The sequence below is a fragment of the Actinoplanes utahensis genome, from assembly GCF_016862455.1.
GTDB classification, from domain to species: Bacteria; Actinomycetota; Actinomycetes; order Mycobacteriales; family Micromonosporaceae; genus Actinoplanes; species Actinoplanes utahensis.
Window position 1 is genome coordinate 39,856 of record NZ_BOMZ01000086.1, and the last position, 14,390, is coordinate 54,245.

Annotated in this window: 13 protein-coding genes; 8 read left to right on the forward strand and 5 right to left on the reverse strand. The window is 70.1% G+C overall.

Translation table 11 applies throughout. The features are described from left to right. Positions 1–15: 15 nt before the first annotated feature. The 4 genes from Aut01nite_RS30200 (at position 16) to Aut01nite_RS30215 (ending at position 6,010) form a co-directional block, all read left to right on the forward strand. Positions 16–936: an ABC transporter ATP-binding protein gene (locus Aut01nite_RS30200; protein WP_043524667.1), complete on the forward strand. Its 921-nt coding sequence runs from the start codon at positions 16–18 to the stop codon at positions 934–936. Further along, the gene (locus Aut01nite_RS30205; RefSeq protein WP_043524666.1) at positions 933–1,739 is read left to right on the forward strand and encodes an ABC transporter permease; all 807 of its coding nucleotides are present in this window, start codon (positions 933–935) and stop codon (positions 1,737–1,739) included. Before Aut01nite_RS30200 ends, Aut01nite_RS30205 begins: the two co-directional genes overlap by 4 nt. 284 nt (positions 1,740–2,023) lie before the next feature. Continuing rightward, positions 2,024–5,767 carry a multifunctional oxoglutarate decarboxylase/oxoglutarate dehydrogenase thiamine pyrophosphate-binding subunit/dihydrolipoyllysine-residue succinyltransferase subunit gene (locus Aut01nite_RS30210; protein WP_412768208.1) on the forward strand — a complete coding sequence of 1,248 codons (3,744 nt, stop codon included), beginning with the start codon at positions 2,024–2,026 and terminating at the stop codon, positions 5,765–5,767. Between the two features lie 66 nt (positions 5,768–5,833). Beyond that, positions 5,834–6,010 carry a DUF6104 family protein gene (locus Aut01nite_RS30215; RefSeq protein WP_173476669.1) on the forward strand — a complete coding sequence of 59 codons (177 nt, stop codon included), beginning with the start codon at positions 5,834–5,836 and terminating at the stop codon, positions 6,008–6,010. A 5-nt stretch (positions 6,011–6,015) separates the two neighbouring features. Here the strand turns inward: Aut01nite_RS30215 and Aut01nite_RS30220 are convergent, their stop codons facing one another. After that, the gene (locus Aut01nite_RS30220) at positions 6,016–6,441 is read right to left on the reverse strand and encodes a hypothetical protein (RefSeq protein WP_152628664.1); all 426 of its coding nucleotides are present in this window, start codon (positions 6,439–6,441) and stop codon (positions 6,016–6,018) included. A 154-nt stretch (positions 6,442–6,595) separates the two neighbouring features. Here Aut01nite_RS30220 and pta point away from each other — a divergent pair, with 154 nt between their 5' ends. Together pta and Aut01nite_RS30230 are read left to right on the forward strand one after the other, a co-directional pair. Then, on the forward strand, positions 6,596–8,668 hold the full coding sequence (pta, locus tag Aut01nite_RS30225; protein ID WP_043524663.1) for a phosphate acetyltransferase: 2,073 nt from the start codon (positions 6,596–6,598) through the stop codon (positions 8,666–8,668). A gap of 91 nt (positions 8,669–8,759) precedes the next feature. Next, positions 8,760–9,869 carry an acetate/propionate family kinase gene (locus Aut01nite_RS30230; protein ID WP_043524662.1) on the forward strand — a complete coding sequence of 370 codons (1,110 nt, stop codon included), beginning with the start codon at positions 8,760–8,762 and terminating at the stop codon, positions 9,867–9,869. A 40-nt stretch (positions 9,870–9,909) separates the two neighbouring features. On the opposite strand, the gene Aut01nite_RS30235 is transcribed toward Aut01nite_RS30230, so the two are convergent. Further along, positions 9,910–10,077 (reverse strand): hypothetical protein, encoded by a 168-nt coding sequence (locus Aut01nite_RS30235; protein WP_173476668.1) that lies wholly within the window; start codon positions 10,075–10,077, stop codon positions 9,910–9,912. 126 nt (positions 10,078–10,203) lie between these two features. Here Aut01nite_RS30235 and Aut01nite_RS30240 point away from each other — a divergent pair, with 126 nt between their 5' ends. Continuing rightward, positions 10,204–11,067, forward strand: coding sequence for an alpha/beta hydrolase family protein (locus Aut01nite_RS30240; protein ID WP_043524787.1), 864 nt, complete (start codon positions 10,204–10,206; stop codon positions 11,065–11,067). A gap of 23 nt (positions 11,068–11,090) precedes the next feature. Here the strand turns inward: Aut01nite_RS30240 and Aut01nite_RS30245 are convergent, their stop codons facing one another. The 3 genes from Aut01nite_RS30245 to Aut01nite_RS30255 form a co-directional block, all read right to left on the reverse strand. Beyond that, positions 11,091–12,029, reverse strand: a complete 939-nt coding sequence (locus Aut01nite_RS30245; protein ID WP_043524661.1) for a zinc-binding dehydrogenase — start codon at positions 12,027–12,029, stop codon at positions 11,091–11,093. A gap of 72 nt (positions 12,030–12,101) precedes the next feature. Further along, positions 12,102–13,349 carry an NAD(P)-dependent malic enzyme gene (locus Aut01nite_RS30250; protein WP_043524786.1) on the reverse strand — a complete coding sequence of 416 codons (1,248 nt, stop codon included), beginning with the start codon at positions 13,347–13,349 and terminating at the stop codon, positions 12,102–12,104. Between the two features lie 143 nt (positions 13,350–13,492). Then, complete coding sequence (locus Aut01nite_RS30255) at positions 13,493–13,804, reverse strand: S26 family signal peptidase (protein WP_268871701.1); 312 nt, start codon at positions 13,802–13,804, stop codon at positions 13,493–13,495. Positions 13,805–13,889: 85 nt separating this feature from the next. Here Aut01nite_RS30255 and sodN point away from each other — a divergent pair, with 85 nt between their 5' ends. Beyond that, complete coding sequence (sodN, locus tag Aut01nite_RS30260) at positions 13,890–14,294, forward strand: superoxide dismutase, Ni (protein WP_043524658.1); 405 nt, start codon at positions 13,890–13,892, stop codon at positions 14,292–14,294. The last annotated feature ends 96 nt before the right edge of the window (positions 14,295–14,390 follow it).

Here is a 14,390-nt window from a genome sequence, read left to right on the forward strand (position 1 = left end):
GGAGGGGAGCCGACGTTGAGCCGGCCCGACTACGCGGAGATCAGCGTCGAGCATCTCACCAAGCAGTACGCGAAGGTGCGTGCCGTCGACGATCTCTCCTTCACGGTGCGCTCCGGGCGGGTCACCGGCTTCCTCGGCCCGAACGGCGCCGGCAAGACCACCGCCCTGCGCATGATCCTCGGGCTGGTCACGCCCACGGCCGGCACCGCCACCATCGGCGGCGTGCGGTACGTGGACCTGACCGACCCGATCCGCCACGTCGGGGCGGTCCTGGAGGCGTCCAGCGCGCACCGCGGCCGCAGCGCGCGCAACCACCTGCGGGTGATCTGCCGCGCGGCCGGCCTGCCGGACCAGCGCGCCGACGAGGTCCTGCACATGGTCGGGCTGAACACCGTGGGGACGCGCAAGTTCAAGGGCTACTCGCTGGGCATGAAACAGCGGCTCGGGATCGCCGCGGCGATGCTCGGCGACCCGCGGGTGCTGATCCTGGACGAGCCGACCAACGGCCTCGACCCGGAGGGCATCCGGTGGATGCGGGACCTACTCAAGGCGCTGGCCGCCGAGGGGCGCACGGTCCTGGTCTCCAGCCACCTGCTGGGCGAGATGCAGTTGCTCGCCGACGACGTGGTGATCATCGCGGCCGGCCGGCTGATCCGGCAGGGCCCGGTCGACGAGGTGCTCGGCGCCACCGCCGGCGCAGCCCGGGTCCGGGTCCGGGCCCCCGAGGCCGACCGGCTGGCCACCGCCCTGCGAGACGCGCACCTCGAGGTCGCCGTCTCGCCGGACGGCTCGTTGCAGGTCACCGGGGCGGAGCCGGCCCGGGTCGGCCACCTCGCGTTCGCGGCCGGGATCGAGCTGCACGAGCTGACCGGGGAGAGCGCCGACCTGGAGCGCGCCTTCCTGGAGCTGACGGCCGGGAAGGCGGGCGCCCGATGAACCTGTTCCGTGCCGAGTTGCTGAAACTGCGTACCACCTCGTTGTGGTGGATCTTCGCGATCATCCTGGTGCCGCTGTGGGGTGTCGCCCTGGCCTACAACTGGCTCGCCGTCGAGGTGTCCTTCTCGTCGCCCGAGGCGAACATGGAGAACGTCGGTTTCGGCAGCCTGGAGACCGTGGTCTCGGGGCTCTACACCTGTGGGCAGTTCGGCGGGGTGCTGCTGGTGGTGCTGCTCAGCGCCATCCTGATCACCAGCGAGTTCTTCCACCTCACCGCGACCTCGACGTTCCTCACCACGCCGCGCCGCGAGCTGGTCGTGATCGCCAAGATGGCCACCGCCGTGGTGATCGCCCTGACCGTCTGGCTGTTCACCACCCTGCTCAACCTGGCCGCCGCCCCGCTGGTGCTGAGCACCGTCGACAAGCCGTCCTACCTCGGCGAGACCTTCGTCTGGCAGGCGATCGGGCTGAACGCGCTGGCCTTCGTGCTGTGGGCGCTGCTCGGGGTCGGCGCCGGCGTGCTGATCCGCAGTCAGATCGGCGCGACGATCACCCTCTCGGTGCTGTACGTGGTCGGCACCCAGATCCTCACCATCGTCTTCACGGTGCTGAGCCAGACCGTCTGGGAGCCCTTGATGGGACTCCGGGTGCTGGTCCCGACCCTCGCCTCGGAGCTGCTGATCACCGGGCCGATGCTGCCGGACGACCCGCCTCGCTGGGTCGGTGGCCTGATCCTGCTCGGCTACGCCGCCGTCACGGCCGTGCTCGGCACCCTCATCACCAGACGGAGGGACGTGTCCTGACCCCGGAGTGGGACCGACGGCCCCGAGCCGCGCCCGAGGAGAAAACCGCGCTTTCCGCACCGACCTGCCGAAACAGTATTCGGTACGAGTTTCGGCGCGCCTGCGGCCGAAAATCCCAAGGGTGTAATGTCGCCCCGTCGCGACGGGGCGGCGAGGCCGGAGTCGTCGGTCGCGAGGGTTAGTTAGATTGACCACCGCGTGGACGTCCGCACCGACAGTGCCTGTGCACGGCGTAGCCTGGACACCGAATCCTACCCGTCCCGCGTGACGTGATCAGTCACGTGATGACAAAAACGGTGAAAGAGGCGAACGCGGCAGTGTCGACGCAGCAGACTTCGCAGGACAATCCACTCGCGGATTTCGGTCCCAACGAGTGGATCGTCGATGAGATGTACCAGCGATACCTGGCCGACCCGACCAGTGTCGACCCTGCCTGGCACGACTTCTTCGCCGACTACAAGCCGGCGACGTCCCAGGACTCGATCGCGACCCCGGCCGAGGCCACCGCGGCCAACGCCACCGCGACCGCCGCCAAGGCGGGCACGGACGCACCGGCCGCCGCCACGGTCGCCAAGCCGAAGCCGGTGACCCCGGCTCCCGCTCCCGCCCCCGCGGCGAAGGCGGCCCCCAAGCCGGCGGCCAAGCCCGCCGCCGCTGCCGAGTCCGCACCGACCGGCGCCAAGACCACTCCCCTCCGCGGTGTGGCCGGCAAGATCGTGCAGAACATGGAGGCCTCGCTGCAGGTCCCCACCGCCACCTCGGTGCGCGCGGTCCCGGCGAAGCTGATGGTCGACAACCGCATCGTCATCAACAACCACCTCTCCCGCGGCCGGGGCGGCAAGGTCAGCTTCACCCACCTCATCGGCTGGGCGCTGGTGCAGGCGGTCGTCGCGCACCCGGAGATGAACAACACCTACGCCGAGATCGACGGCAAGCCCACCCTGGTCCAGCCGGAGCACGTCAACCTCGGCATCGCGATCGACCTGGTCAAGAAGGACGGCTCCCGCACGCTCGTCGTCCCGTCGGTCAAGAAGTGCGAGACCCTCGACTTCCGCGGCTTCTGGCAGGCCTATGAGGACATCGTCCGCCGTGCCCGCCGCAACGAGCTGACCATGGAGGACTACGCCGGGACCACGATCTCGCTGACCAACCCGGGCGGCATCGGCACGGTGCACTCCATCCCCCGCCTGATGAACGGGCAGAGCGCGATCATCGGCGTCGGCGCCATGGAGTACCCCGCCCCCTACTCCGGGATGAGCGACGAGACCCTCGCCGATCACGGCGTGAGCAAGGTCACGACGCTGACCAGCACCTACGACCACCGGGTCATCCAGGGCGCGCAGTCCGGCGAGTTCCTCAAGGTCATGCACGAGCTGCTGCTAGGCCAGCACGGGTTCTACGACGACATCTTCACGTCGCTGCGGATTCCGTACGAGCCGGTCCGCTGGGTGCGTGACGTGGCACGGACCTCCGAGGGCCAGATCGGCAAGGCCGCCCGGGTGGTCGAGCTGATCCACGCGTACCGGGTGCGCGGTCACCTGATGGCCGACACCGACCCGCTCGAGTTCACCATCCGCAAGCACCCCGACCTCGACGTCCTCCAGCACGGTCTGACCCTCTGGGATCTGGACCGCACCTTCCCGGTCGGCGGTTTCGCCGGCAAGGAGAAGATGAAGCTGCGCGACGTGCTCGGCGTGCTGCGCGACAGCTACTGCCGCCGCATCGGCATCGAGTACATGCACATCCAGGACCCCGAGGAGCGCCGCTGGGTCCAGGAGCGCATCGAGGTCAAGTACGCCAAGCCGGACACCGACGAGCAGAAGCACATCCTGCACCGGCTGAACGCCGGCGAGGCGTTCGAGACCTTCCTGCAGACCAAGTTCGTCGGCCAGAAGCGGTTCTCGCTGGAGGGTGGCGAGTCGCTGATCCCGCTGCTCGACGCGGTCCTCCAGTCGTCCGCCGAGGCGGGGCTGGACGAGATGGTGATCGGCATGGCCCACCGCGGCCGGCTGAACGTGCTCACCAACATCGTCGGCAAGCCGTACGAGAAGATCTTCAACGAGTTCGAGGGTCAGATGGACCCGAAGAGCGCGCACGGCTCCGGCGACGTGAAGTACCACCTCGGCCAGACCGGCAAGTACACGACGCCGGACGGGGAGTACTCGACCACCGTCAGCGTGGTCGCCAACCCGTCCCACCTGGAGGCCGTCGACCCGGTCCTGGAGGGCATCGTCCGGGCCAAGCAGGACCGCCTGGACCTGGGCCTGCACGGCTACACGGTGCTGCCGGTGCTGGTGCACGGCGACGCCGCGTTCGCCGGTCAGGGTGTGGTCGCCGAGACGCTGAACCTGTCGCAGCTGCGCGGTTACCGTACCGGCGGCACGGTCCACGTCATCGTGAACAACCAGGTCGGCTTCACCACCGCCCCGGAGTACAGCCGCTCCAGCATGTACTCGACCGACGTCGCCCGGATGATCCAGGCGCCGATCTTCCACGTGAACGGGGACGACCCCGAGGCCGTGGTCCGGGTCGCGAAGCTGGCCTTCGAGTACCGGCAGGCGTTCAACAAGGACGTCGTGATCGACATGATCTGCTACCGCCGCCGCGGTCACAACGAGGGCGACGACCCGTCGATGACCAACCCGCGGATGTACCAGATCATCGACACCAAGCGCAGCGTGCGGAAGCTCTACACCGAGGAGCTCATCGGGCGGGGTGACATCACCGTGCAGGAGGCCGAGGAGCAGCTGCGCGACTACCAGGGCCGGCTCGAGGAGGTCTTCAAGGCCACCCGTGACTCGGCCGGCTCGCCGCCGCGGCCGCGGATCATCGCCGAGGAGCCGGAGCCGGAGGTGCAGACCGCCGTCGACCCGGGCGTGGTCCGCGCGGTCGGCCAGGCCCACGTCGAACTGCCCGAGGGCTTCACCCCGCACAAGCGGGTCCAGCAGCTGCTCGACCGGCGCGCCAAGATGTCCACCGACGGCGGCATCGACTGGGGCTTCGGTGAGCTGATCGCCTTCGGCTCGCTGCTCCACCAGGGCGTCACCGTCCGCCTCGCCGGTCAGGACTCGCGGCGTGGCACGTTCACCTCGCGGCACGCCGCCATCGTCGACTCGAAGACCGGCAAGGACTTCCTGCCGCTCGGCTCGCTCGCCACCGGCAGCGCCCGGTTCTTCGTGCACGACTCGCTGCTGTCGGAGTACGCGGCGATGGGCTTCGAGTACGGCTACTCGGTGGAGAACCCGGACGCGCTGGTCCTCTGGGAGGCCCAGTTCGGTGACTTCGTCAACGGCGCCCAGTCGATCGTCGACGAGTTCCTCTCCTCCGGCGAGGTGAAGTGGGGCCAGCAGTCGTCGCTGGTGCTGCTCCTGCCGCACGGCATGGAGGGCCAGGGCCCGGACCACTCGTCCGGCCGCCCGGAGCGCTTCCTGCAGCTCTGCGCGCAGGACAACATGCGGGTGGCGAACCCGACCACTCCGGCGAACTACTTCCACCTGCTGCGCCGTCAGGCCCTGTCCACCAAGCGCAAGCCGCTGGTGGTCTTCTCGCCGAAGTCGCTGCTGCGGCACAAGCTGGCGGTCTCCTCGGTGAACGACTTCACCCAGGGCACCTTCCAGCCGATCATCGGGGACGCCGGCAACAACGGCCAGCCGCTGGACGCCGGCTCGGTCAAGCGGGTGCTGCTCTGCTCCGGCAAGGTCTACTACGACCTGCTGCAGGCACGGGGCGACCGCGGCATCACCGACACCGCGATCATCCGGATGGAGCAGATCTACCCGCTGCCCGTCGAGGAGCTCAAGGCCGTCCTCAACCAGTACCCGAACGCCGAGGACTTCGCCTGGGTCCAGGAGGAGCCGGCCAACCAGGGCGCCTGGTCGTTCGTGGCGCTCAACCTGCTGGAGCACCTGGAGGGTGTCCGGCTGCGCCGGATCTCCCGCCCCGCTGCGGCCGCCCCCGCGGTCGGCTCGGCGAAGATGCACGACGCCGAGCAGCAGGCGCTGATCGAGGCCTCGCTGCCGCGGCCGTGACCGTCTGACCGACACGTATGAGGGGCCGCTCCGGGAAACCGGGGCGGCCCCTCATACGATGCGGGCATGTACTTCACGGATCGTGGCATCGAGGAACTGGTCCAGCGGCGTGGCGAGGAGACCGTCACGCTGGAGTGGCTCGGTGAGCAGCTGCGCACCTTCGTCGACATGAACCCCGAGTTCGAGACCCCGATCGAGCGTCTCGCCACCTGGCTGGCCCGCGACGACGAGGACGACGAGTAACCGCGTTATGCGGCCGGTTTCAGCCGCATCATGTCCACCAGCAGATCCAGCTTGTTATCGAACGAGTCGAACCGCTGGTCCATGCGGTCAAGGCGCTGATCGATGCCGTCGAACCTCCGGTCGACTGCCGCGAACCGCCGGTCCACGGCATCGAACCTCAAGTCGATCTCCGCGAACCGCCGGTCCACGGCATCGAACCTCGAGTCGATCTCCGTGAACCGCCGGTCGTGCTCCTGAAGTTGCGCGCCGAACCCGTCGACCGTCTGCTTCAACTCGCCGGTCACGCGCTCGAAGTCCGCGATGCTTTGGCTATGGCGCTCCACGTTGTCGCTGAGCCTCTGCAGCTCTTTCATCATCCTGTCCCGGATCTTGTCCTCCTCATCGATCCACTCTCCGACCGCAGCCATACGCTCTTTCATAGTCTCCGGCATCAGGCCCTCCCCCATGTTCAGTCGACCGAGCCGAGCACCGTCTCCCTTGCTCGGTATCAGGTGTTCGAGAGACTAGTGTGCATGTGACGGGCGCCATCGGCAAGAGGGGACCTTCGGCCCGACTCGGAGGCCCACGGGTGGGTAGGTTGAGGGCGTGGCACGCAGCGTGTACGTAGCGGGTTTGGGCCCGTCCGTCGGTAAGGGGACCGTGGCGCTCGGCATCGTCGAGCTGCTGTCCCGGCAGGTGGCGAAGGTGGCCGTCTTCCGGCCGCTGGTCTCCGGGAGCGGGCGGGATCCCCTGCTCGCCGTCCTGCGCGAGCGCTATCCCGGCCCGGTCGGCATCGAGGACTCGTTCGGCGTCACCTACGCCGAGGCGACAGCCCTGGTCGCCGACGGGCGCTGGGAGGAGCTGATCGGCCGGATCGTCGAGCGCTATCGGGAGGTCGAGCGGCGCAGCAGCGCGGTCGTGGTGGTCGGCAGCGACTTCGCCGACAAACCCGGCGAGGGCCAGGACGAGTTGCCCCGGGAGTTCGCCTTCAACGCCCGCCTGGCGAACGAGTTCGGCAGTGTGGTGGTGCCGGTGGTCAGCGGCGAGGGGCGGACCCCGGAGTCGCTCGCGGCGGCCGCCCGAGGGGCGTACCACTCACTCTCGGACCTGGGCACGACGGTCCTGGCGGTGATCGCGAACCGGGCGCCGCAAGCGGCTCTCGGCGGCACGCCCGAAGGGTTGCCGGTGCCGTTCTGGACCGTCCCGGAGGTGGCGGCGATCGCCGCGCCGACCGTCGGCGAGGTGGCCACGGCGCTGGACGCCACAGTGGTCGCCGGATCGCCGGGCTCGCTGGAGCGGGACGTGCTGGACTACGTGGTCGGCGCCGCCCAGGTGCCGAACGTTCTCGGCGCGCTGACCGACGGGGCGCTGCTGATCACCCCGGGCGACCGCGCCGACCTCCTGGTGGCGGCGAGCGCGGCGCACGCGGCCGGCAACGTCACGCTGGCCGGTCTGGTGCTCACCCTCGGCGAGCGGGCCGACGAGCGGGCGATCCGGGTGATCGAGCGCCTCAACACCGGGCTGGCCATGCTGGTCACCAAGGCCGGCAGCTATCAGACGATCGCCGCGGCCAGCCGGATCACGGCGCAGCTCAGGACGCCGCGCAAGATCGACGCGGCGCTCGGGGCCTTCGAGGAGAACGTGGACACCGCCGAGCTGTCCCGGCTGCTCGACGTGACGCGGTCCAGCCGGGTGACCCCGCTGATGTTCGAGAACGACCTGATCGAGAAGGCTCGCGGCGACCGGCGGCACCTGGTGCTGCCGGAGGGGACCGAGGAGCGGATCCTGCGGGCCACCGAGACCCTGTTGCGGCGGGGCGTGGCCGACCTGACCCTGCTCGGCGACCCGGACGAGATCAACCGCCGGGCCCGGGAGATCGGCGTGGAGATCGGCGGGGCGCACCTGGTGGACCCGGCGACCTCGCCGCTGCGCGACGACTTCGCCGAGCGCTACGCGGAGATCCGCAAGCACCGGGCGGTGACCCTGGATCTGGCGTACGACGTGGTTCGCGACGTCAACTACTTCGGCACCATGATGGTCGCCGCCGGGCTGGCCGACGGCATGGTCTCCGGCTCGGTGCACACCACGGCCGCGACGATCCGCCCGGCCTTCGAGATCATCAAGACGGTGCCGGGCCTGACCGTGGCCTCCAGCGTCTTCTTCATGCTGCTGGCCGACCGGGTGCTGGTCTACGGCGACTGCGCGGTCAATCCGGACCCGGACGCCGAGCAGCTCGCCGACATCGCGCTCTCCTCGGCGCGCACCGCCGCCGCGTTCGGCATCGAGCCGCGGGTCGCGATGCTGTCCTACTCCACCGGCAGCTCCGGCTCCGGCGCCGACGTGGACAAGGTCGCCGCTGCCACCGCGCTGGTCCGCGAGCGGCGCCCGGACCTGCCGGTGGAGGGCCCGATCCAGTACGACGCGGCGATCGACCCGGCCGTCGCGGCCGCGAAACTGCCCGGCAGCGCGGTCGCCGGCAAGGCCACCGTCTTCGTGTTCCCCGACCTGAACACGGGGAACAACACCTACAAGGCCGTCCAGCGGTCGGCGAACGCGGTCGCGGTCGGCCCGGTGATGCAGGGTCTCCGGCGGCCGGTCAACGACCTGTCCCGTGGCGCGACGGTCAAGGACATCGTGAACACGGTCGCCATCACGGCGATCCAGGCGGGAGCGCTGTGAACCATCGGCGATCTGACATCGAGCCCGCCGCGTACGGCGTGCGACCCGTTGCCCGGCGGTCCTGGCCGCATCACGTCGAGAGGGGTTCACGATGACCCGGGTACTCGTGCTCAACAGCGGCTCGTCGTCGCTGCGTTACCGGCTCTTCGACGGTTCCGAGGTGCTGGCCAAGGGGCTGGTCCAGCGGATCGGCGAGCCCGGTGGCGACGCCGCCGACCACGGCGCGGCCCTGCGGAGGCTGATGGACGAGCTGGACCTGGCCGGCCTGGCCGCGGTCGGGCACCGGGTGGTGCACGGCGGGGAGCGGTTCACCGCCTCGACGGTGGTCGACGACGACGTGCTGGCCGCGATCGAGGAGCTGATCCCGCTCGCGCCGCTGCACAATCCGGCGGCCCTGACCGGGCTGCGGGTGGCCCGCGACCTGCTGCCGGACATCCCGCAGGTGGCGGTCTTCGACACCGCGTTCCACGCGACGATCCCGCCGGAGGGCGCGCTCTGGGCCATCGACCGGGAGGTCGCCGGCAAGTGGGGTCTCCGGCGGTACGGGTTCCACGGGACCTCGCATGCGTACGTCTCCCGCGAGACCGCCCGGCTGCTCGGCAGACCGCCCGCCGAGACCAATGTGATCACCCTGCACCTGGGGAACGGGGCGAGCGCCACCGCCGTCCGGGGCGGCGCGAGCGTGGCCACCTCGATGGGCTTGACGCCGCTGCCGGGCCTGGTGATGGGCACCCGGTCGGGTGACATCGACCCGAGCCTGATCTTCCATCTGCACCGGGTCGCCGGTCTGTCACTGGACGAGATCGAGGACATGCTGACCCGCCGTTCCGGCCTGCTGGGGCTGGCCGGCGACAACGATCTGCGGACGGTGCAGGAGCGGTACCTGGCCGGCGATCCGGACGCCACGCTGGCGTTCGACGTCTACTGCCGGCGGATCCGGGAGTACACCGGCTCGTACCTCGCGGTGCTGGGCCGGGTGGACGCGATCACCTTCACCGGCGGTGTCGGGGAGAACTCCCGGCTGGTCCGGGCGAGGACGCTGGCCGGCCTGGAGGCGCTGGGCATCAGCGTCGACCCGGAGCGCAACGAGCGCAACGCCACGGTCATCTCGCCGGACGGCTCACCGATCACGGTCTGCGTGGTGCCGACCGAGGAGGAGCTGGAGATCGCCTCGGAGGCACGGAAGGCCGTGGCCGCCTAGCCCCTCGCTCCAGCGAGGGGCTAGCTCGCTCCCGCGGCGCCTAGAGGGCGAGCCAGGCGAGCAGCGCGATCACGACGACCACGACCGCGACCACTCCGCCGATGACGAACGGAGTCTTGGACGGCGCCTCCGCCTCGGGGGGCGTCGTCCGGGTGAAGGCCCGGAACGCCTCGGTGTTGCCGCTCGGATCGACCTGGTTGTCAGCCATGTCGCCGACCCTAACGAAGCCGGTCAAGGATGGCTAAATACGGCACCTGATCGGCGGAACCGGGTGTGATGTCGGCTACCATCCGTTGCCAGCATTCTTTGATCTTGAGACGGCAGAATGGTGCGGATGTTGCGCCGTTCCGTCCTCACCCTCGCCCTGGTCACCGGCCTGAGCGCCTGCTCGAAGGCGCCGGAGCCGTCGACGTCGAAGGCTCCGGAGGCGTCGACGCCCAAGGCCGCCGGTTCGACCACGCCGGCACCGGCGCCCGCCGGCGGCACGCAGGAGTTCGCGTTCGACCGGGACGGCCGCCGCCCGCTGCCCACGAAGGTCTGGCTGCCGGCCGGGACAGACCCGGCCCCGATGATCTATTTCAGTCATGGGCTCACTTCACAGCCCGACGACTACACGGAGCTGCTGAGCGCCTGGTCGGCCGCCGGGTTCGTGGTGGCCGCCCCGAAGTACCCGCACACCTGGTATCAGGCGGCCACGTTCGACGCCGACGACGTGGTCAACCAGCCGGCCGACGCACGATTCGTGATCACCGAGGTGCTGAAGGCGCTGCCCGGCCGGATCGACACCGGCCGGATCGCGGCGGCCGGGCACTCGGCGGGCGCGATCACCACGGTCGGGCTGTTCAGCGGCAGCCGGGACGAGCGGCTCAGGGCGGGTCTGCTGATCGCCGGCCGGCAGATGGCGAAACCGGCCCCGTTCGCGGGCAGTCCGGCGCCGCTGCTGTTCGTGCAGGGCAAGCGGGACGAGACGGTCACCTACGAGCAGGCGTACGGGGCGTACAACGAGGTGACCTGGCCCAAGGGCTTCCTGGAGATCCCGAAGGGCGGCCACCTGCCACACCGGGACCAGCCGGCCCTGGTGGCCGCCACCACCACCGATTTCTGGCTCTGGACGCTCCGCGGCGACGAGGCCGCCGGGGCCCGCCTGCCGCAGGACGCCGCAGCGGGTGGGGTGGCCGCCTTGACCAGCACTTTCTGACCCCAGCGTGGATTTCGGGGGTGTCAGGGTTCGATGACGATCTTGCCGAAGACGTCGCCGGCGGCCAGGCGGGCGAACGCCTCGTCCGCCCGACCCAAGCCGAAGGTCGAGTCGATCACCGGGCGCACCGTGCCGGCGGCGACCAGCTCCAGCAGGGCCGCCAACTCGTCCGGGGTGCCCATGCTGCTGCCCAGGATCTCCAGCTGCATGGCGAACACCCGGCGCAGGTCGACCTCGGGGCGGTGACCCGCGGTGGTGCCGCAGACGACGATCCGGGCACCGGGGGCGGCGCACTTCAGCGAGTGATCGAAAGTGGCCGCGCCGACCGACTCGATCACCAGGTCGACGCGCTCGGGCAGGCGGGCGCCCGGTTCCACGGCGGTGACGCCGAGCGCGGCGATCCGCTCGCGTTTGCCGGGGTCGCGGCTGGTCGCGTACACCCTCTTGCCGAGGGAGACCGCAAGCGCCGCCGCAGCCGTCGCGACACCGCCGCCCGCACCCTGGACCAGCACCGCCGAGGCGTCCGCGACGCGGCCGCGGCTGAGCATGTGGTACGCCGTGAGCCAGGCCGTGGGCAGGCAGGCCGCCTCGGCGAAGGACACGCCTGCCGGTTTCGGGATCAGGTTCTCCCGGGGCGCGGCGAGGCGCTCGGCGAGCGTGCCCGGGTGCCGCTCGGAGAAGAGCGAGAAACCACGCGGGTCGGCCTCGTCCTCCACCACCGGATAGACCACGACCTCGTTGCCGTCGGGGTCCACCCCGGCCGCGTCGCAGCCGAGGATCATCGGGAGCCGGTCGGCGGGCAGGCCCACGCCGCGCAGCGACCAGATGTCGTGGTGGTTGAGGGAGGCGGCCCGCACGTCGACGGGCACCCAGCCGTCCGGGGAAGTGAACGGCAGATCACCGACGGTCAGGCCGCTGAGCGGCTCTTCGGGACTGAGTGCTGAGGCGTAGGCAGCGCGCATCTCCCGACCTTAGCGACCGTTAACGCATCACGCCGCCCTCGAGGAACGCGGGGCGGCGTGACGACGCGTCGATCAGGCGTGCTGCGCCTCGACCACGACGGCCGGAGCCGGGGCGGGGACCGGGGCGGGGCGGCGCGCGACGCCGTCCGCGATGGCCGCCGCGGCGACGGCGGCGGCGACCGCCGGGGCGACCCGCGGGTCCAGCGGTGACGGGACGATGGCCTCCGGGCGCAGGTCGTCGGCGACGATAGCGGCGATCGCGTCGGCCGCCGCCACCTTCATCCGGTCGGTGATCGTGCTCGCCCGGACGTCCAGAGCCCCGCGGAAGATGCCGGGGAACGCCAGGACGTTGTTGATCTGGTTGGGGAAGTCGCTGCGGCCGGTGGCGACGATCGCGGCGTACTTGTGGGCGATCGCCGGCGGGACCTCGGGGGTCGGGTTGGCCAGCGCGAAGATGATCGCGCCGGGCGCCATGCCGGCCAGCGCCTCCTCTCCGATGTTGCCGCCGGAGACGCCGACGAGCACGTCCGCGCCGATCAGTGCCTCGGTGATGCCGCCGCTGCGACCGGAGAGGTTGGTGGTCGCCGCGATCTTCGCCTTCATCCCGCTGAGGTCGGTGCGCTCGTCGTGAATGATGCCGCGCGAGTCGACGACGATCATGTTGGCGCCCTCCACACCCGCCGCGATCAGCGTCTGGGTGATCGCGACCCCGGCGGCGCCGGCGCCGCTGATCACCACGCGCAGGTCGCCGAAGGAGCGGCCGAGCAGCTTGGCGGCGTTGCGCAGCGCGGCGAGCGTGACGACCGCGGTGCCGTGCTGGTCGTCGTGGAAGACCGGGATGTCGAGCTCGGCGTCGAGGCGGCGCTCGATCTCGAAGCAGCGCGGGGCGCTGATGTCCTCGAGGTTGATGCCGCCGAACGACGGGGCCATCGCCTTGACCGTGGCGATGATCCCCTCGACGTCCTGGGTGTCCAGGACGATCGGGATCGAGTCGACGCCGCCGAACTGCTTGAACAGGACCGACTTGCCCTCCATGACCGGCATGGCGGCCTTGGGTCCGATGTTGCCGAGCCCGAGGACGGCCGATCCGTCGGTGATCACGGCGACCGTGTTCGACGTCCAGGTGTAGTCGGGGTAGAGGGCCTCGTCCTCGGCGATCGCCTCACAGACCCGCGCGACGCCCGGCGTGTACGCCAGCGAGAGGTCGTCACGGCTGGCCAGCGGGACGGTCGCGCTCATCGTCATCTTGCCCCGGCGGTGCAGGTCGAAGACGGGGTCGGCGGCGAGGGCGGGATCGAGTTCGAAACTGAAGAAAGACACGGTGAAACTCCACAATGCATCGACATTGATACGTGGCACCTGCTGAATCCCGGTCGCGAGTATGCGCCGGAACCGCGGTGCGATGCGGGGATCACCCGGTACAACCACCTCCAGCGCGGGTGTGCGCTGGGGATCAGAGGACACTAACTTAACCGGAACGGTCTCGGGTAGTAGCGAAATATCACACGCCCGATGACGTCGGCGACGCCGTGAGCACGGGAATCGTCCGTGACGAACTCGTTGTCCCCGATCAGCCACCACCCTCCGTCCCGTTCCTCGACGGCTCGCTTGACCACCAGCAGGCCGGGCCGGGACCGGAACTCGGCCACCACCACGTCCCCGGCCCTTACCCGACGTGCTCCGCGCCGCACGATCAGGGCGTCGCCCGCCCGCAGTGTGGGCGCCATCGAGGGACCGTGCACGAGCACGGCGAACAGTGGTAATTGCCACCTCAAGGCATCAAGCCTCCGTCGCGTTACCCCAGCGATGTAAGGGGTAGGGTCAACCTCGGATCATCGCAAACTCTATGGAGGAGTCCTGATGCGACTTCCGCGTTTCCTCACCCCGCGCACTGTGGTCAGCGCCCACTGCGACCTGCCGTGCGGCGTCTACGACCCGGCCCAGGCCCGGATCGAGGCCGAGTCGATCAAGGCGATCGCCGAGAAGTACCAGGCGAACACCGACCCCGAGTTCCGCACCCGGGCCATCCTCATCAAGGAGCAGCGCGCCGAACTGGTCAAGCACCACCTCTGGGTCCTGTGGACGGACTACTTCAAGGCCCCGCACTTCGAGAAGTACCCGAACCTGCACCAGCTCTTCAACGAGGCCACCAAGCTCGCCGGCGCCGCGGGCGCCAAGGGCCAGGTCGACCCGGCCGTCGCCGAGCAGCTGCTGGGCAAGATCGAGGAGATCTCCAAGATCTTCTGGGAGACCAAGCAGGCCTGAGCCCGCGCGGTCCATCGAACGGCCGGCCCGCCCTGCGGCGCCGGCCGTCGCTGTTTCACCCTGTCCACGGAAAACAGGCGGTGACCGGGTGGTCCC

What these genes read in the sequence shown, in the direction of transcription:
- Aut01nite_RS30230 (WP_043524662.1), top strand. Translation starts at nt 8,760, where the DNA reads ATGACCCGGGTACTCGTGCTCAACAGCGGCTCGTCGTCGCTGCGTTAC.
- Aut01nite_RS30215 (WP_173476669.1), top strand. Translation starts at nt 5,834, where the DNA reads ATGTACTTCACGGATCGTGGCATCGAGGAACTGGTCCAGCGGCGTGGC.
- sodN (WP_043524658.1), top strand. Translation starts at nt 13,890, where the DNA reads ATGCGACTTCCGCGTTTCCTCACCCCGCGCACTGTGGTCAGCGCCCAC.
- Aut01nite_RS30220 (WP_152628664.1), bottom strand. Translation starts at nt 6,441, where the DNA reads ATGCCGGAGACTATGAAAGAGCGTATGGCTGCGGTCGGAGAGTGGATC.
- Aut01nite_RS30235 (WP_173476668.1), bottom strand. Translation starts at nt 10,077, where the DNA reads ATGGCTGACAACCAGGTCGATCCGAGCGGCAACACCGAGGCGTTCCGG.
- Aut01nite_RS30245 (WP_043524661.1), bottom strand. Translation starts at nt 12,029, where the DNA reads ATGCGCGCTGCCTACGCCTCAGCACTCAGTCCCGAAGAGCCGCTCAGC.
- Aut01nite_RS30205 (WP_043524666.1), top strand. Translation starts at nt 933, where the DNA reads ATGAACCTGTTCCGTGCCGAGTTGCTGAAACTGCGTACCACCTCGTTG.
- Aut01nite_RS30210 (WP_412768208.1), top strand. Translation starts at nt 2,024, where the DNA reads ATGACAAAAACGGTGAAAGAGGCGAACGCGGCAGTGTCGACGCAGCAG.
- Aut01nite_RS30240 (WP_043524787.1), top strand. Translation starts at nt 10,204, where the DNA reads ATGTTGCGCCGTTCCGTCCTCACCCTCGCCCTGGTCACCGGCCTGAGC.